17 protein-coding genes are annotated in these 17598 nt (G+C 60.2%); 9 read left to right on the forward strand and 8 right to left on the reverse strand.

The annotated features are described in order from the left end of the window. Nucleotides 1-45 precede the first annotated feature (45 nt). Nucleotides 46-624 (forward strand): DUF1285 domain-containing protein, encoded by a 579-nt coding sequence (locus AC2FEE_RS09495; RefSeq protein WP_496864695.1) that lies wholly within the window; start codon nt 46-48, stop codon nt 622-624. On the opposite strand, the gene AC2FEE_RS09500 is transcribed toward AC2FEE_RS09495, so the two are convergent. Continuing rightward, complete coding sequence (locus AC2FEE_RS09500; protein ID WP_496864696.1) at nt 621-1556, reverse strand: DMT family transporter; 936 nt, start codon at nt 1554-1556, stop codon at nt 621-623. The two genes, AC2FEE_RS09495 and AC2FEE_RS09500, sit on opposite strands and share 4 nt — an antisense overlap. Before the next feature lie 182 nt (nt 1557-1738). Between AC2FEE_RS09500 and AC2FEE_RS09505 the strand changes: the two genes are divergently transcribed. Together AC2FEE_RS09505 and AC2FEE_RS09510 are read left to right on the forward strand one after the other, a co-directional pair. Next, nucleotides 1739-2494: a hydroxypyruvate isomerase family protein gene (locus AC2FEE_RS09505; protein ID WP_496864697.1), complete on the forward strand. Its 756-nt coding sequence runs from the start codon at nt 1739-1741 to the stop codon at nt 2492-2494. A 62-nt stretch (nt 2495-2556) separates the two neighbouring features. Further along, on the forward strand, nt 2557-2787 hold the full coding sequence (locus AC2FEE_RS09510) for a DUF2798 domain-containing protein (protein ID WP_496864698.1): 231 nt from the start codon (nt 2557-2559) through the stop codon (nt 2785-2787). A 43-nt stretch (nt 2788-2830) separates the two neighbouring features. Here the strand turns inward: AC2FEE_RS09510 and polA are convergent, their stop codons facing one another. The 4 genes from polA to AC2FEE_RS09530 form a co-directional block, all read right to left on the reverse strand. Beyond that, the gene (gene polA, locus AC2FEE_RS09515) at nt 2831-5626 is read right to left on the reverse strand and encodes a DNA polymerase I (RefSeq protein ID WP_496864700.1); all 2796 of its coding nucleotides are present in this window, start codon (nt 5624-5626) and stop codon (nt 2831-2833) included. A 102-nt stretch (nt 5627-5728) separates the two neighbouring features. Next, nucleotides 5729-6052: an SH3 domain-containing protein gene (locus tag AC2FEE_RS09520; RefSeq protein ID WP_496864701.1), complete on the reverse strand. Its 324-nt coding sequence runs from the start codon at nt 6050-6052 to the stop codon at nt 5729-5731. 144 nt (nt 6053-6196) lie between these two features. Continuing rightward, nucleotides 6197-6859, reverse strand: a complete 663-nt coding sequence (locus AC2FEE_RS09525) for a YrbL family protein (RefSeq protein ID WP_496864703.1) — start codon at nt 6857-6859, stop codon at nt 6197-6199. Between the two features lie 81 nt (nt 6860-6940). Then, nucleotides 6941-7120 carry a zinc-finger domain-containing protein gene (locus AC2FEE_RS09530; protein WP_496864946.1) on the reverse strand — a complete coding sequence of 60 codons (180 nt, stop codon included), beginning with the start codon at nt 7118-7120 and terminating at the stop codon, nt 6941-6943. 87 nt (nt 7121-7207) lie between these two features. On the opposite strand from AC2FEE_RS09530, the gene AC2FEE_RS09535 reads away from it, so the two are divergent. Beyond that, on the forward strand, nt 7208-8200 hold the full coding sequence (locus AC2FEE_RS09535) for an ABC transporter ATP-binding protein (protein WP_496864948.1): 993 nt from the start codon (nt 7208-7210) through the stop codon (nt 8198-8200). A gap of 41 nt (nt 8201-8241) precedes the next feature. On the opposite strand, the gene AC2FEE_RS09540 is transcribed toward AC2FEE_RS09535, so the two are convergent. Beyond that, nucleotides 8242-8832: a peptidoglycan recognition protein family protein gene (locus tag AC2FEE_RS09540; protein ID WP_496864705.1), complete on the reverse strand. Its 591-nt coding sequence runs from the start codon at nt 8830-8832 to the stop codon at nt 8242-8244. A gap of 234 nt (nt 8833-9066) precedes the next feature. On the opposite strand from AC2FEE_RS09540, the gene AC2FEE_RS09545 reads away from it, so the two are divergent. The 3 genes from AC2FEE_RS09545 to AC2FEE_RS09555 all read left to right on the forward strand — a co-directional run bounded on the left by AC2FEE_RS09545 (nt 9067) and on the right by AC2FEE_RS09555 (nt 13532). After that, complete coding sequence (locus AC2FEE_RS09545) at nt 9067-11985, forward strand: error-prone DNA polymerase (RefSeq protein WP_496864707.1); 2919 nt, start codon at nt 9067-9069, stop codon at nt 11983-11985. A gap of 48 nt (nt 11986-12033) precedes the next feature. Next, nucleotides 12034-12447: a group III truncated hemoglobin gene (locus AC2FEE_RS09550; RefSeq protein WP_496864709.1), complete on the forward strand. Its 414-nt coding sequence runs from the start codon at nt 12034-12036 to the stop codon at nt 12445-12447. 146 nt (nt 12448-12593) lie between these two features. Then, nucleotides 12594-13532, forward strand: a complete 939-nt coding sequence (locus AC2FEE_RS09555) for a DMT family transporter (protein ID WP_496864711.1) — start codon at nt 12594-12596, stop codon at nt 13530-13532. Nucleotides 13533-13582: 50 nt separating this feature from the next. Here AC2FEE_RS09555 and AC2FEE_RS09560 read toward each other — a convergent pair whose 3' ends face one another. Next, complete coding sequence (locus AC2FEE_RS09560) at nt 13583-14695, reverse strand: S-(hydroxymethyl)glutathione dehydrogenase/class III alcohol dehydrogenase (protein WP_480664907.1); 1113 nt, start codon at nt 14693-14695, stop codon at nt 13583-13585. A gap of 130 nt (nt 14696-14825) precedes the next feature. On the opposite strand from AC2FEE_RS09560, the gene AC2FEE_RS09565 reads away from it, so the two are divergent. Together AC2FEE_RS09565 and AC2FEE_RS09570 are read left to right on the forward strand one after the other, a co-directional pair. After that, the gene (locus tag AC2FEE_RS09565; RefSeq protein ID WP_496864713.1) at nt 14826-15110 is read left to right on the forward strand and encodes an I78 family peptidase inhibitor; all 285 of its coding nucleotides are present in this window, start codon (nt 14826-14828) and stop codon (nt 15108-15110) included. Nucleotides 15111-15171: 61 nt separating this feature from the next. Beyond that, nucleotides 15172-16824 (forward strand): DUF6504 family protein, encoded by a 1653-nt coding sequence (locus AC2FEE_RS09570; RefSeq protein WP_496864714.1) that lies wholly within the window; start codon nt 15172-15174, stop codon nt 16822-16824. A gap of 18 nt (nt 16825-16842) precedes the next feature. Here AC2FEE_RS09570 and AC2FEE_RS09575 read toward each other — a convergent pair whose 3' ends face one another. Beyond that, complete coding sequence (locus AC2FEE_RS09575) at nt 16843-17568, reverse strand: SDR family NAD(P)-dependent oxidoreductase (RefSeq protein WP_496864715.1); 726 nt, start codon at nt 17566-17568, stop codon at nt 16843-16845. Nucleotides 17569-17598 lie beyond the last annotated feature (30 nt).

A 17598-nucleotide genomic window follows, 5' to 3' on the forward strand; every position in this document is an offset into this window, starting at 1 on the left:
TATTATGATTGAAGTGTATCGCGCTGAGAGGAAATGGCAAAAGCAATGAGCGGACAAAAACCTGTGACACCTTCGCCTGATGGCCTTGCTGCATCAGTCAAAGCAGCCAAAACCAAGGGATTGCCCCCCGTTCACCTATGGAATCCTCCGTTTTGCGGCGATCTGGACATCCGGATCGCAAAAGATGGCACATGGAGTTATTTGGGTTCGCCCATCAACCGTTTCGAGCTTGTGAAGCTTTTTTCTTCAATTCTTAAGAAAGAAGACGAGAAATACTATCTGGTGACCCCGGTCGAAAAGGTGGGAATCACCGTCGAGGACGCCCCCTTTGTAGCCGTTGATTTCGACATTGACGGCGAAGGCGAGGCCCAAAACTTGAGCTTTTCCACCCATGTCGGCGACACGGCGGTGGCCGGACCGGATCACCCAATCCGCATTGTCTTCGACCCCGAAACAGATGAACCGTCACCCTATGTATTGGTTCGTGCTAATCTTGAGGCTCGGATCGACCGCAAGAGTTTCTATCGTCTCGTGGACATCGCCGAGCACAATGGCGATTGGTTCGGCGTGTGGTCCGGCGGGCAGTTTTTCCCACTGATCAAATCCAACGATCTGCCGGATTAAGCGGGGCTCGCAACCTTCCGATCCTGCGCCAGCACAACCGCCATCGCTACGATTCCGGCACCCAGCGCGCGGGTCCAGTTCCACTCTTCCCCCAGCACCAGCATGATCAGCATCACGTAAAGCGGCGCGATGTTAATGTGGAACGAAGCCAGTGCCACGCCCAACCGTCCGACCGATGAGATGAACAGAACCTGGCTCACGCCCATCGCCACCAGCGCGTAGATCCCCAGCATACCGATCTGCTGAACGTCAATCGGAGTGGTCGGCATGACTTCCAGCCCCAATTGACCGGCTCCGAAGAACAGCAGCAGCGCCACAACCAATCCACCCGCAAAGGTAATGGTGCTGCGTCCGGTCTGACTGAGTTCAGGAAAGTCCCGCGCGGTCGCCATACAGGCCCAGCAGAACAACCCGGTGGATACAATAGCACAGGCCGCTCCCAAACCCAATTGCGCCGGGGCCACGGCACTGGTGGCGATCAGCCCGCCAACAATCGAAACGATCACGCCGAAGGCAAAGTTCCACCGCAACCGCCTTGTTCCCGTCGCCAGCTCGATAAACGTCGCAAAAAGAGGCGCGCACGAGGCGATGATGGCCACGGTCACCGGATCCGTCATCTTTTGCGCCAGAATGATCAGGAACATGCCCACGCCCAGCATTCCGCCAACAAACAACGCATGTCCCCAACGCGCCCGCAAGACACGTTCCGACCCGTCGAGAATGAACCAGATCGGCAGCATGACCGCCACCGCCAGCGCCAGGCGTGCGGCAAACAACGCGATCGGAGGCCAGCTCTGCAATAGCACCTCAGCCGCCGGGAATCCTGCCGCCCATGTCAACATCGAGGCAACGGCCAAACCATTGCCGGACAAAGCGGAATTGCCTCCGGCAGACACAGAGAGAGTGTTCCCGCGCACGGGGTCAGGGCTCATTGCCATGGGGTTCTTACCTTCTGTTGGCACGGCGCAGTTGAAATGATTCGCCGTATAATTCGGAACGTCTCTGATTTGCCTGGGGCGTTCTGGTCGATTTTCGACAATCTGTCGTTTTTGATCCTCTTTCGCCCAAATCATCCCCCGGCTAAGTTCTGACCAGCAACAGCCCGAGACCGCCCATGCCCAGATTTGCCGCCAATATTTCCCTGCTCTTTGACGAGCTTCCCTATCTTGAGCGCTTTCAGGCCGCAGCCGAGGCCGGGTTCAAAGCGGTCGAGATCCTGTTTCCTTACGAGTTGGCCGCCAAGGAAACCCGCCGGGCCCTGCTGGCCAACGAGCTCGAACTGGTGCTGATCAACGCCCCGCCGCCCAACTACACCGGCGGTGAGCCCGGCTTTGCCGCCGTTCCGGGGGGCGAGGCGCGGTTCCAATCCGATATCCGCCGCGTGCTGCGCTATGCCGATGTTCTGAAGCCGGGACTGATCCACATCATGTCGGGCTATGCGTCCGGGCCGGATGCGCAGGAGAGTTTCGTGCGCAACCTGCAATGGGCCGCCGATTTCGCCCCGCATCAGCAATTCACGATCGAGCCGCTGAACCCGGTGTCGCAGCCCGGCTATTTCCTGAACGACTACGATCTGGCAGCGCAGGTGCTGAACTCTGTGGACCGCCCGAATGTCGGTCTGCAATTTGACAGTTTCCACGCCCATATGATCCACGGCGATGCGCAGTCGGTTTGGGATCGCTTTCACCCTCGGGTCGTTCACGCCCAATTCGGTGCCGCCCCGGATCGCTGCGAACCGGGACATGGTCCAACAGATTTTCGCCACCTGTTCACCACCATGGATGCCACAGGCTATGCCGGTTGGGTCAGCGCCGAGTACACGCCCTCAACACCCCGCACTTCCGACAGTCTGGGCTGGATGCAGGTCTAGCTCTGGCCTTTTAAAGGAAAATACAGCACATCAGGGTCATCTCGACCCTCAGGATGCCCAAAATGATTTCTGCCCGTTATTCCCGCGCCTTGTTCAGCCTGATCATGTCCGGCCTGATGTCCTGCATCGTGACCGGCATCGCGACCGTGAAAGCCATTGGATTTACGCCCAACACCCTGGCGGACTGGCTGGCGTCCTGGGCTTTCTGCTGGCCCATCGCCTTCATCGTCATCCTGTCGCTTGGCCCTTCCGTGCAACGGCTGGTGAACCGCATGGTCAGTCCACAGGACTGACCCGCTGCAAAGAGGGCCCGTCGGGCCTGATGAGCAGCGCCCCCTAGTGCGCCTCGGCCCAGTTCGCGCCCTGCCCGGCATCTACGCTCAGCTTCACATCCAGCTTCACCGCGGGATCAGACGCGCCTTCCATGACGTCGCGCGCGACGTCAATCACCTGATCCACCGCGCCTTCGTCCACTTCGAACAGCAGCTCGTCATGCACCTGCAGCAGCATCTTGGCCGGCAGCCCGTTGATCGCACCCGGCATCCGCACCATCGCGCGCCGGATCACGTCCGCCGCTGTACCCTGAATCGGAGCGTTGATCGCCGCGCGGCGTGAGAAGCCCGCATGGGGGCCCTTGGCATTGATTTCCGGCGTGTGAATTTTGCGCCCGAACAGGGTTTGCACATAGCCATGCTCTTTAGCAAACGCGACCGTATCATCCATATAGCGACGGATACCCGGAAAACGTTCGAAGTATCGGTCAATGAACCCCTGCGCCTCGGCCCGTGGAATGCGCAGGTTGCGCGCCAGACCAAAGCCCGAGATGCCGTAGATCACGCCAAAATTTATTGCCTTGGCCTGACGGCGGATATCCGGTGTCATCTCATCCAGCGGCACGTCGAACATTTCTGACGCGGTCATGGCGTGAATGTCCAACCCATCCGCAAAAGCCTGTTTCAGAGCCTGAATATCAGCGATATGCGCCAGAATACGCAGCTCGATCTGACTATAGTCGAGACTGACCAGCACGTTGCCCGGCTCGGCAATGAACGCCTCACGAATACGTCGTCCTTCCTCGGTGCGCACCGGAATGTTTTGCAGGTTCGGATCGGTCGAGGCCAAACGACCTGTATTGGCCCCGGTGATCGAATAAGACGTATGCACCCGGCCGGTGTCGGGGTTGATATGGGTCTGAAGCGCGTCGGTGTAGGTCGATTTCAGCTTGGACAACTGCCGCCAGTCCAACACCCGGCGCGGCAATTCGTGCTCGGTCGCGAGGTCTTCGAGAATATCGGCCCCGGTCGAGTACTTCCCGGTCTTGCCCTTCTTGCCGCCTTCCAAACCCATTTTGTCGAACAGAATTTCACCCAGTTGCGCGGGGGAACCGACATTGAAATTCTCACCAGCCAACTCGTGGATTTCAGCCTCTAACCCGGCCATTTTCTGTGCGAATGCGTTGGACATGCGGCTGAGAACATCGCGATCAACCTTGATGCCATGCATCTCCATCTCGGCCAGAACCGGCACCAAGGGGCGTTCGAGTGTTTCATACACCGTCGTCACCTGCACCTGATGAAGCTGCGGCTTGAACAGCATCCACAGGCGCAGGGTGATATCTGCGTCCTCGGCGGCATAGGCGGTGGCCTCGTCAATCGGCACCTTGTCGAAGGTGATGGCCGACTTGCCCGAGCCCAGCAGCGGTTTGATCGGGATCGGCGTGTGGCTCAGATACCGTTCGGACAACGTATCCATACCGTGCCCGTGCTCACCGCCATGCATGGCGTAAGACATCAGCATCGTGTCGTCGATCGGCGCCACGTCGACGCCATAACGCTTAAAAATCTTCGCGTCGTATTTCATGTTCTGCCCGATCTTGAGGATCGATGGGTCCTCAAGCATCGGTTTCAGCAGGTTTAGGGCCTCATCCAGCGGCATCTGCCCCTCGGCCAGCGCGTCCGAGCCGAACAGGTCATCCGCCGCACCATCGCGGTGTGTCAGCGGGACATAGCACGCCTCTCCGGCCTCAACGCACAGTGAAATTCCCACCAGATCAGCGATCATTTCGTTCAATCCGGTGGTTTCCGTATCCACCGCGACCCAACCGCGCTCATAGGTTTGATCGATCCATTTCTGCAGCCCACCCGCGTCGCGCACGCATTCATATTTCGATGCATCAAATGGAATGACCTTGGCTTCAACCTCTTCGACTGGCGCGGGCGCATCGACGATGACCGGAGCCTCGGCCCCCAATTTGTCAGCGATCCGCTTGGTTAGTGTGCGGAACTCCATCTCGGCCAGAAAGCCCAGAAGGGTATCGGGCTCGGGGTCTTTCACCTCAAGATCATCCAGCGTGAATTCCAGCGGTGTCTGCTCATCCAACTGCACCAGCTTTTTCGACAGCTCGATCTGGTCGCGTTTTTCGATCAGGGTCTGGCGCCTCTTGGGTTGCTTGATCTCTTCGGCGCGATCCAGCAACGTTTCCAAGTCGCCATATTCGTTGATCAGCAGGGCCGCCGTCTTGACCCCGATCCCGGGCGCCCCCGGCACATTGTCGACCGAGTCGCCGGCCAGCGCCTGCACATCGACCACCCGTTCGGGGCCAACGCCGAACTTCTCGAACACGCCGTCCCGGTCAATGCGCTTGTTCTTCATCGCGTCCAGCATTTCCACGCCATCGCCAACCAGCTGCATCAAATCCTTGTCGGAGCTGACAATAGTCACCCGGCCGCCGGCCTCACGCGCCTGTACCGCCAGAGTGGCGATGATGTCGTCGGCCTCATAGCCCTCAAGCTCTTTGCAGGCGATGTTGAAGGCGCGCGTCGCCTCGCGGGTCAGCGGCATCTGCGGGCGCAGGTCCTCGGGCATCGCCTCGCGGTTGGCCTTGTAGAGGTCATAGAGATCATTTCTGAACGTGTGCGAGCCTTTGTCAAAGATCACCGCCACATGGGTCGGCGCATCCGGCCCCGCGTTCCCTTCGACATACTTCTGCAGCATGTTACAGAACCCGGACACGGCTCCGATCGGCAACCCGTCGGATTTCCGCGTCAGAGGCGGCAGCGCATGATAGGCTCTGAAAATAAAGGCCGATCCGTCGATAAGATGCAAGTGACAGCCTTTTCCAAACCCACTCATGCCCGAACTCCTGTCATTTGGTATGTCCGTCCTGCCATGGAATGCAGGCGGATACCAGTAGGAGATCGCGCGGGTCAGGCCTTAGTCGGCATTGATCCGGGCTCAGGGATAGAACTCGCACCACCCGGTATGTATCCAGCCCCGAAATTGAGATTCGACGTTGTTGATCGCACCGTTTTCAACGTAACACCATTTCCCGTCGCAGGCACGAATATAGGCCGCGTCACCATTCCTGAGGCTACCGATCTGCTGGTATGACGTACCTGGCCCGGTCCTCAGTGCCAGAAATCCGTCTCCATTCGGGTTTAGACCTTTGACCAGGCACCCGGTATCAGTGATGGCTGGCCCGGTTGGTTGCACAATCTGTTGCGAATAGGCTGTTGTCGAAAATAACACGCAAAACGCTGCGCTCAAAAAACGCGTCATCTCAATAAACTCCAATTTGACTGTCAAAAAAATAGTCGTGGAACTTTAACGCAAGCCCCGTCATTCGTCTATGAAACGGTTCGGGTCACTTGCATCTTTCAAATCTTTTGCTCAGCTCCGTGCAGTGCCGAAGTCGCGCACGGTTCAAGCCTTTCTGAATACCTTCAGCGTCTCGTCCCAATGCAAATCGGTGCGCTCGGCGATCTGTTGCATCTGCTTGTTCAGCGAGCGGTCGTTCAACCGGCGGCTTAGCGACCGCAGCGGGATGAGGTTGCGCTCTCCGTATCCGTCGATCAGGAGGAACATCCGGGCATCGTTGCGCACACCGTAGACAATATTCTGTTCGTGAATGTCCCTGCCCACGATCTGAAACTCGAAAAGCTTCTGCACGAAACTGTTCAGGTCGGCCAGGGTCTCGTCGTCCAACAAGTGATGCTTACTCATCCACAACAGGTGATGCGCAAGTTCCCCGTCTTCGGATTGTATCCGTTCAACCACAACCCCCGGCCCGACATCCGTCTGCACCACGCCAAAAGACCGCGCCAATGGCAACTGGGCGATATCACCACCGCTTTTCAGCGCCGCCTTCATCTCGCATTCAAGCTCTTTCAGCGCGTTGCGAAAGGCCGAATCCGGCAGGATGCGCCGTATCAACCGCTTGGAGAAGGAACGGTTTGGGCGCGTGCGTGGCCGTGTCACCTTGATCAAAAGCTCTGGCTGGCCCGGGCAGGCATACACGTTTCTGTGGCCGCCTTTTGCCAGAAGGTCCTGATCGGATAACTGCAATAGCTGCAGTGAAAAGAGCATCCAGCCTCCAAGCTGTCCTGAGTCACCAAAACACCTGTGGGCTTTGACGGATCACAAGCCAGCAGGGAACATGTCACTATATCAGACTTTGGCCTCGGTCCCAGCCAGCACGTATTTGCAATCGCAATAGGGGCATTCGACCCAGCCGATATCCTCGGGGATCTGCAACCAGACGCGCGGATGGCCCAATGCGCCTTCGCCGCCATCACAGGCAACACGGGCGGTTTCGACGATCTTGGTTTCCGGCGCTTCGATTGTCACGGCTTGCGATCCTTCTTCGGTTGTCGGCCTCGCGGGCATGTAATAGGTGCGTTTATGAGCGATGAGCAAACCGGGGGCAAGGGTCACATGACCGATGCGGCAATCAGGATCGACGGGCTGCGCAAGACCTATCGGGGCGGCAAGAGCCAGCCCGAGAAACACGCGCTGAAAGGCATTGATCTGACCGTTCCGCGTGGCTCGGTGTTTGGCCTGCTGGGGCCGAACGGGGCCGGGAAGTCGACCCTGATCAACATTCTGGCCGGGCTGGTGGTGAAATCTGCGGGCAAGGTGTCGATCTGGGGCTTCGATCAGGATCAGAACCCGCGCCAGTCCCGCGCTGCAATCGGCGTCATGCCGCAAGAGCTGAACCTTGACCCGTTCTTCACCCCCCGTGGCGCGTTGGAGGTTCAGGCTGGCCTGTATGGCGTTCCCAAGGCACAGCGACGCAGCGACGAAATTCTCGAACTGGTCGGCCTCAGCGACAAGGCCGAGGCTTATGCCCGCACCCTCTCCGGGGGAATGCGGCGGCGATTGCTGCTGGCCAAGGCGCTGGTGCATCACCCGAAGATCCTTGTGCTGGACGAACCCACCGCGGGCGTGGATATCGAGCTGCGTCAGATGCTCTGGACCAATGTGCGCAAACTGAACGAACAGGGCATGACCATCATCCTGACCACGCATTATCTGGAAGAAGCGCAGGAGATGTGTGACGAGATCGCCATCATCAACCATGGCGAAAAGATCGCACAGGACAGCACTGCCAATCTGCTGGGCCGCATGGACAGCCGCACCATGGTGATCGCCCCCGACAGCCCGATCACCGATCTGCCCGTAACCGAGGGCGTCGAAGCCGCCCTGCGCGATGATGGCCATCTGGTGCTGCAATACCGCAGCGCCCAGACCAGCGCCGAGCAGGTGCTGGAATCCCTTCGCACCGCAAATATCCGTATCCGCGACGTCCGTACCGAGGAAGCAGACCTTGAGGACGTGTTCCTTGCGCTGACCTCCACCCATGCCGAGGACGCCCCGGCGGATGATCAGAACCAGCCGCGCCAGGGAATGCACAGGGTCAAGTTATGACGCTGACATCCCGTCGCTGAGACCATCGGCACGGACTGCAATCAGGCGAGTTCCGTCTTGATCCTTGCAACGATCTTCTCGACTAAATCATCCTCGTCGAAACTTGCGAAAACCGGCTTGGTCGCGTTGAATTTCCTGTTCTGAGCGCTGGAAATACCTTCGCGCAGGAAATCGCCGACTTCCACGACATCTCCGGGCTTGGCCATGTGAGGCAGCCACATGATATCCCACTTGTCCTGTGGCACACCCAATGTGACATCAACCTCTTCATGCGAAAGAACATGTCGGCGATCTATCGGGATGTCGTAGGTTTCCGCGTACTCGGCAACCATGTCTATGAACACACCCAACTGGGTTTCCGTCATCGGGTATTTCCCTTTCTTGAAGGGCCTTTCCTTTGCACCCTGCATACAACACATTGCCAGACCGATTGACCCTGTGTTCTTGGCCCTGACATGCGCGGCATAATCTCCGTCATTCACATTGTTGTTGGCTTCTGGTCTGCGCTTGCACAGTCTGCGCGTTCCATCACCCTCAACAACTTCGTGGTACTTGTCGTAATCGCTACCGGACATTTCATACTGCCCTGCTGTCCAGTGCATAACGATTCGCTGTGGCTTGGATACGGCCATAATGAATTCCTTCCAAAATCGTCCTGTAAAATAGAGGGGCGTATTATAGCACAATTCCCGCCGTCTTTCCCGGCAGCCACTGTCTGGGTCAAGCTGCCCCTAAGAACGCCAGCGTACACGCATTGCAATTGACGGTGTTTCGGTCGGCAGTCGCCATTTGGGAAATCGGGCTTCCCTTCAATCTCAGCAAAGGACTCGAAAAAGAACAAAACGTGAATATAATATGGAATCGCCATGTATGCCGAGATGTCGATCACGTCGAACTTCACCTTCCTCACCGGGGCCTCGCACCCCGAGGAGTACATGGAGCGCGCCGTCACCCTGGGCCTACCCGCCATTGCCATCGCTGATGACAACTCGGTTGCCGGGATTGTCCGCGCCCATACCCAGGGGCGCGAGATCGCCCGCAAGGTCCGCGAAAGGCTGGAATGGGAGGCGCAGAACACCTCCCTAGGCCCGCCCTGCCCCGACCACATCCCCAAACCGCCCTCGTACCCTGTCCACGCGGTGCCGCGCCTGATCCCGGCGGCGCGGCTGATCTTCACCGACGCGCCCACTGTCACCGCCCTGCCGCAGAACCGGCAGGGCTGGGGTAACCTCTGCCGCATCCTCTCCAAAGGCCGCCTGCGCGCCGAGAAAGGCGACTGTATCCTGTATCTGTCGGACCTGATGGAATTCTCCGACGGCCTTCACCTGCTGCTCTGGCCACAAGCGACCCGGTCTCCGAGCGGCGCGAGCGTGTGGCGGACACAGGCGCAACAACTGACGCGCCGCTTTGCCGGGCGGATGCACTTGTTGATGCATCCCCGGTATGATGGCGCGGATAGTGGATATTTCTCTTTATTAGAGACTGAAGCACAGCAACTCGACATCCCCACCCTCGCCAGCGCCACGCCGCTGATGCATCACGGGGGCCGCCGCAAGCTGGCCGACGTCCTGACCGCCATCCGCCTGCGCCGCAAGGTCGACGACCTAGGCCGCGAGGCGCTGGCCAATGGCGAACAACGCCTGCGGTCCGAGGCCGAGATGTTGCGCATCTTCAAAGGCTATGAGGGGGCCGTCGCCCGCGCGCATGAACTCAGCGAACAGCTCACCTTCTCGCTGGACGAGCTGCGCTATGAATACCCCAGCGAGGGCAGCGAACAGGAAACCCCCACCGAACGTTTGCACCGTCTGGCGCATGAGGGGTTGAAATGGCGTTACCCGGCGGGCGCGTCCCAAAAGGCGCAAAAGATGCTGGCGCATGAGCTCACCCTGATCGGCAAGCTGAAATACGAACCCTATTTCCTCACCGTGCGCGACATCGTCCATTTCGCCCGCTCGCGCGGCATCCTGTGTCAGGGGCGCGGCTCGGCGGCCAACTCCGTCGTCTGTTTCTGCCTCGGCATCACCGAGGTTAGCCCCGAGATGGGCACCATGGTCTTCGAACGCTTCGTCTCGGAAGCGCGCGACGAGCCACCTGATATCGACGTCGATTTCGAACATGAACGCCGCGAAGAGGTGATCCAGCATATCTATGACCGCTATGGCCGCGAACGCGCGGGGCTGTGCGCCACGGTCGTACATTATCGCGGCAAGCGCGCCATTCGCGAGGTCGGGCGCGCCATGGGTCTGACCGAAGATACCATTTCGGCGTTGTCCTCGCAGCTTTGGGGGTTCTTCTCAGCCTCAGGGCTTGAAGCCCAGCGCATGCGCGAGATTGGCCTCGATCCCGAGGATCGACGGCTGAAACAGACTCTAATGCTGGTTTATCAGATCGACGGCTTCCCCCGTCACCTGTCCCAGCACGTCGGCGGTTTCATCGTCACCGAGGAGCGCTTGGACGAACTGGTCCCCATCGAAAACGCCACGATGGAGGACCGCACTGTTATCTGCTGGGACAAGGACGACATCGACAGTCTGGGCATTCTCAAGGTTGATGTGCTCAGCCTTGGGATGTTGACTTGTATCCGCAAGGCCTTTGATCTGATCGGGCAACATCACCAAACCAGCTATACGCTGGCCGCTCTGCCGCCCGAGGACCCGGTGGTCTATGACATGCTCTGCAAGGCGGACTCGGTGGGTGTGTTTCAGGTGGAAAGCCGGGCGCAAATGAACTTCCTGCCTCGGATGCGACCGCGCAATTTCTATGATCTGGTGATCGAGGTCGCCATCATCCGACCCGGCCCCATTCAGGGTGACATGGTCCACCCCTATATCCGGCGACGGAATGGGGAGGAGGAGGTCAGCTTCCCGTCGGATGAGCTGGGTGAGGTGCTGGGCAAAACGCTGGGCGTGCCCCTGTTTCAGGAACAGGCGATGCAGATCGCCATTGTCGGCGCGGGCTTCACCCCGGAACAGGCCGACCGATTGCGGCGGTCTCTGGCAACCTTCAAGAAGCACGGCAATGTCAGCGAATTCCGCGCGCTTTTCTTACGCGGTATGAAGCGCAACGGGTATGAACAGGATTTCGCCGAGCGGTGTTTTTCACAGATTGAGGGCTTCGGCTCTTACGGTTTCCCCGAAAGCCACGCGGCCAGCTTTGCGTTGCTGGTCTATGCCTCGGCCTGGATCAAATGCCATCACCCGGGCATCTTCGCCTGCGCGTTGCTGAATTCGCAGCCGATGGGGTTCTACGCACCGGCCCAGATCGTCCGCGATGCACGGGAACACGGGGTGCAGGTGCGCCCGGTCTGCATCAATGCCAGCTTCTGGGACAATGTGATGGAACCCGACGGCCAGGGCGGGCTGGCCCTGCGGCTGGGGTTCCGCCAGATCAAAGGCCTCAGTGAGGAAGACGCCAGCTGGCTGACCGCCGCGCGCGGCAACGGTTACCATCAGGTCGATGACGTCTGGCGCCGTGCCGGCCTGGGGCCATCGGTGATCGAGCGGCTGGCCGAGGCCGATGCCTTCACCGCCTGCGGCCTGACCCGGCGCGAGGCGCTGTGGCAGGCCAAGGCGATTGCGACGGCCAAACCCCTGCCGCTGTTTTCGCAGGATCTGGAAGGCGAGGCGCTGGACGAGCCCGAAGCCTATCTGCCACAGATGACACTGGGCGAGCAGGTGGTCGAGGACTACGTCGCCACCCGCCTCAGCCTGAAGGCGCATCCGGTGGCCCTGCTGCGACATCTACTGACGCCGGACCCGCGCGACAAAACCACGCCTGTCGCTTGACCCCTCAACCAGATATTGGCCCAGAACAGAGTCGAATTCGGTACCTACATGACCAGACCCATCCTGCCTCCACGCTTTCCGGCCACCCCGGACCAAATCAACGCGCAGGTCCGCGCCTTCTATGCCCGGGTTCGGCAGGACTCGGTGCTGGGTCCGGTCTTTGCCAACCACGTCACCGACTGGCCCGCGCATGAGGAAAAGATCGCCGCTTTCTGGCGCAACGCCATCCTGTTTGAACGCAGCTATGACGGCAATCCGCAGCGTGTTCATATCGAACGGCCCGGCGTGAAACCCGAACTCTTCGCCCATTGGCTGGACCTGTTCGAAGAGGTCGCCACCCGGACACTGCCGCCGGAAACGGCAACCCCGTGGGTCGCACTGGCTCGGCGCATCGGAGTGGGAATGAAGGCGGGCGTGCAATCGGCGCGCCAACCCAAGGACGCGCCGCCGGTTCTGCGTTGATCTCACAACATGGCGGCTTTGCGATGTTAGCGATAAATTAGGGGCTATCCGGGCTGGCGAAATGCGTTTACTCAGGGGCAAGACAGCCCCTTTGCGCTGCAACGGCATAGTGCCACCACACCGACATATCACCCGAGGCCACAGCGATGAGCACTCAGAACACCACCCTCCGGGGTCTTGGCTATGCGTTTGCGGGCTTTGCGGTCTTTGCCAGCCATGACGCGCTGATCAAGATTCTGGGCGGCACCTATTCGGTGATGCAAATCATCTTTTTTGCCACGCTGTTTTCCTTTGTGCCGATGGCGGTGACGATCCTGACCGACCGCACGACCGGGAACTTCCTGCCGCACCACCCGTGGCTGGTTCTGCTGCGCTCGGCCCTGATGGTAACATCCATGGTCTGCGCCTTCTATGCGTTTTCGGTCCTGCCGCTGGCAGAGGTCTATTCACTGCTTTTCTCCTTCCCGCTGATCGTCACGGTGTTGTCGATCCCGATTCTGGGCGAGGTCGTCCGCGCCCAGCGCTGGGCCGCCGTCGGCGTTGGCCTGATCGGCGTTCTAATCGTCCTGCGTCCCGGCGCTACCGATATTACGCTGGGGCACATGGCCGCCCTGACCGCTGCCTTCTGCAGCGCCTTCGGCTCGGTCCTGGTGCGCAAGATCGGAAATGAGGAACGCTCGGCCGTGCTGATCCTCTATCCGATGCTTCTGGCCATTGCAGTGATGAGCATCGCACAACCCGCCGTCTATCAACCGCCATCCCTTTTGCATTTGGCGATGATGGCGCTGGTCGGCGTGTTCTCTGTGATCGCGCAACATCTGATCATCCTTGCCTACCGTGCGGCCCCTGCGGGCGTCGTGGCCCCCAGCCAGTACAGCCAGATCATCTGGGCGACTCTGTTCGGTATGATCTTTTTTGGTGAACGTCCGGATGGCTGGGTTGCTGTCGGGGCCAGCATCATCATCGCATCGGGTGTGTTTGTCGTATGGCGTGAAAGCCGGGCAAACACTTCGTCAGCCAACACTCCGGTTCTGCGTGTACGGTCGCCACGATCCGACACCGGCGCAAGCCGACCAGGGAAATGAAACGGCGCGCCAATTAGCGCGCCGTTTCGAAAAATCCTTAATTTAGAGCCTTAGTAGACTACAACCGATCGGATGCTTTCACCCCGATGCATCAGGTCGAAGCCGTGGTTGATGTCATCCAGACCCATTGTGTGGGTGATCATCGGGTCGATCTCGATCTTCCCTTCCATGTACCAGTCAACGATCTTTGGCACGTCTGTCCGACCACGGGCGCCACCGAACGCAGTACCACGCCAAGACCGGCCGGTGACCAGCTGGAACGGACGGGTCGAGATCTCGGCCCCCGCAGGTGCCACGCCGATGATGATCGATTCACCCCAACCCTTATGCGCCGATTCCAGCGCATCGCGCATCACGCCGACGTTGCCGGTGGCGTCGAATGTGTAATCCGCGCCGCCTTTGGTCAGGTTGACCAGATAGGGGACCAGATCGCCCTCGACTTCTTTGGGGTTTACGAAATCGGTCATGCCGAACTTGGTCGCCATTTCGACCTTTGACGGGTTCAGGTCAACGCCGACGATCTGATCCGCCCCGGCCAGGCGCAGGCCCTGGATCACATTCAGGCCGATACCGCCCAGACCGAACACGATAGCCCGGCTGCCGATTTCCACCTTGGCCGTGTTGATCACCGCGCCGATGCCGGTGGTCACGCCGCAGCCGATATAGCAGATCTTGTCGAACGGCGCGTCCTCACGCACCTTGGCCAGCGCAATTTCGGGCAGGACCGTGTGGTTCGAGAAGGTCGAGCAGCCCATGTAATGCAGGATCGGATCGCCATCCAACGTCGAGAACCGGGACGTCCCGTCGGGCATCAGCCCCTTGCCCTGCGTCTCTCGGATTGCCTGGCACAGGTTGGTCTTGGGGTGCAGACAGTATTCACATTCACGACATTCTGGGGTGTAAAGTGGGATCACGTGATCACCGGGCTTCAGGCTGGTTACACCCGGGCCGACCTCGACCACAACACCTGCGCCTTCATGGCCCAGAATAGCCGGAAACAGACCTTCGGGGTCGGCGCCCGACAGGGTGAATTCATCGGTGTGGCAGATGCCGGTGGCCTTGATTTCCACCAGAACCTCACCCGCCTTGGGGCCTTCGAGGTTTACATCCATCACTTCCAAAGGTTTGCCCGCCTGAACGGCGACGGCGGCACGGGTGCGCATGATCATTGTCTCCCTGTCATCTTTGACCCGACCCTGCGTCAATCGCAGGGCGTTTTCAACTGCGCTTTGGTGACAGATCGGCTAATGATTTGATATTGCAGAAACGACATTGCCGCAAAGAGGAACGCCAATGCGCCGTTTTATTCCAATTCTGATCCTGCTGGCCGCCTGTGCCGAGACACCGCCTGAAGACGTCCGCCTTTCCCCCGAAGCTGCACCGGTTGATCTGGCCTTTTGCCAGGGCGAAGCTTTTACGGATTCTGTTGGCCAGCCGGTTTCGACCATTCAGGCCCAGTTGCCCGAACGGTCGCGCGTTCTGGGTCCGGATGACATCGCCACGCAGGATTATCGCATCGACCGCCTTAATGTTTTTGTGAACGGAGCCGGAAACATTCAGCGCCTGACCTGCGGGTAAGCGTGGACTCAGGGCATGATTCTGCGATAAGAACAAAATGGGAACATTTTGATGTCTGCCGATGCCCAAACGCCGAATACTCTCACTGTGGTTCCCCCGTCTGGGGGCTGAACGGCTGGTCCGCGCCGCGCGGGGCCTGCAGGATGGGCCTTTGGCCGTGGTGGCCGAGCAGTCGAACATGCAGGTCATCACCTCGCTGAACGCGGATGCGCAAGCCGCGGGTCTGCGCGCGGGTCAGCCGGTGCGCGACGCTCATGCCATGTGTGCAAACCTTGTAACGCGCCCTCGCAATGCCCCGGCCGAGGCCGCGTTTCTGACCGCCTTACGCCGCTGGGCGGGCAAGTTCAGCCCATGGGTGGCCGAGGAATCGCCGGACGGGCTGATCGTTGACCTGTCTGGCTGCGCCCATTTGTTCGGTGGAGAAGAGGCGTTGCTGAGCGTCCTTGAGATTGACTGCGCCGATATGGGCCTGAGCGTACAGATGGGCATCGCCGACACGCTGGGCGCGGCCTGGGCGCTGGCGCGATACGCAGGACAAGAAGCCACGTCCGACCGCAACGGCGACGCCATAAGCCAAGAGGCTCGTGCCACCCGCGCCCGTGCCACCAAACGGCGGCACTGGACCAAAGGCGGGGCCGCACCGCAGGTGATGGCCCTGGGCGGAGGTGCGCGGATTGCAGCCCCGGGGCAGTCCTATGGCGCGCTCAGCCCTCTGCCCATCGCGGCACTGCGGCTGGAGGATCAGACCGTGGCGCAGCTGAACCGTCTGGGTCTGCGTCGGATCGGCGATCTGCTGGGCCAGCCGCGTGCCAGTTTGGCGCGACGGTTCGGGCGCGGGCTAGTGCTGCGGCTGGATCAGGCCATGGGCAGCGCGCCCGAGCCGGTCTCGCCCGCCCGTCCGCCGTATCACTTTACGGTACGGATAACCCTGCCCAACCCGATCGGACTGGTTGAAGACGTGATGGCCGCCATTGACCGGGTGCTACCCACGCTTTGCACCAAGCTGGAAGAGAAAGGGCGCGGCGTCCGCACCCTGCGGCTTGAGGCGCACCGCGCCGACCAGGCAGCCGAGATCATCGAGGTCGGCCTGGCCCGCCCGTCCTTTGACAAACACCGCATTCGCCCTTTGTTAGAGATGAAGGTTGACAAGATCGACGCGGGCTATGGCATCGACATGTTGCGGCTTGAGGCGATCCAGTCTGAGCCCATCCACGCCCGCACGGTGGCTGGTCATGCCGAGGCTCGCCGCGTGGCCCGCGAACGTTTGGAGGGCAACACCGCAGTGGACGACCTGATCGGCAAGCTGGGCGCACGTGTGGGGCTGGACGCGATCACCCGACGCCACCCGGCAGCCTCGCATATCCCCGAGAAAACCGCGCAGACGCTGGCCGCCGCATGGTCCGAACCCGCGCGTGATTGGCCCGCCCCACCGCGCCCGCGCCCCTTGCAGATGTGGCAGCCCGAGCCGGTGATGGCCCCGGAAACCCCGGACGTGCCCAATACCTTTCGCTGGCGCGGGCGCGACTGGCAACTCGCGCAGGCCACTGGCCCGGAACGGATCGCCCCGGAATGGTGGCTGGATGACCCCAACTGGCGCAGCGGTGTACGGGATTACTGGGTTGTTGTGACCGAACAGGGAGAGCGGCTGTGGCTGTTCTACGGTCATGGCAACACCATGTCGGCGGGCTGGTTCTGCCAAGGGCAATTTGGTTAGAAATGCCTTTATTAGGGTCTATTTGCTACGATAAACCAGCCAATCCGGAAGATAATCCAGCAATCGTATCACCCAGGAAAACGGCGCCGGAAAATCGGTGCGGAAGCGGCGGCGCGACATTGCTTTGACCACCCGCCCTGCCGCATCTTCGGGGGTCATCAGCATCGGCATTTTGAAACTGTTCTTCTCGGTGAGACGAGTCTTGATGAAACCCGGATTGACGATCCTGACCGTCACCCCGGTGCCCGCCAGATCGAACCGCATCGTTTCAGCCAGCGAGACCAAAGCCGCCTTGCTGGCGGCATATCCCACTGCAGCAGGCAGCCCGCGATAGCCGGACAGAGACCCGATCAGCGTGATATCCCCCCGGCCCGCGCGAACAAACCGCGGCACCGTCTCTCCCAGAACCCGCAGCGCGCCGATATAGTTCACGTCGGTCATCGCCAAAACGGCTTCGGTATCCCAATCGCCCGAGCGCATCGGCTCATAGGCCCCGGCATTGTAGACCAGCCCGTCCACCTTTCCGGCCTCAACCGCCGCACGGCGCACGGCGTCCAGATCGGTCACATCACAGGGTATGGCTTGCGCATTGGGCAGCGCTGCGCAAATCCCGGCCAGACGGTCGGCATTGCGCGCGGACAGGATCAGATGTGCACCCTCGCGGCTCAGCGCTTGGGCCAGCGCCCGACCCAACCCTTCGCTGGCGCCGACAATCCAAAAGGTTTTTCCGTCAAAACTGCTCATGCCCTGGCCATATCTGTTGTGGTGCAAGTA

The sequence above is a fragment of the Ruegeria sp. YTSC199 genome (assembly GCF_059609725.1).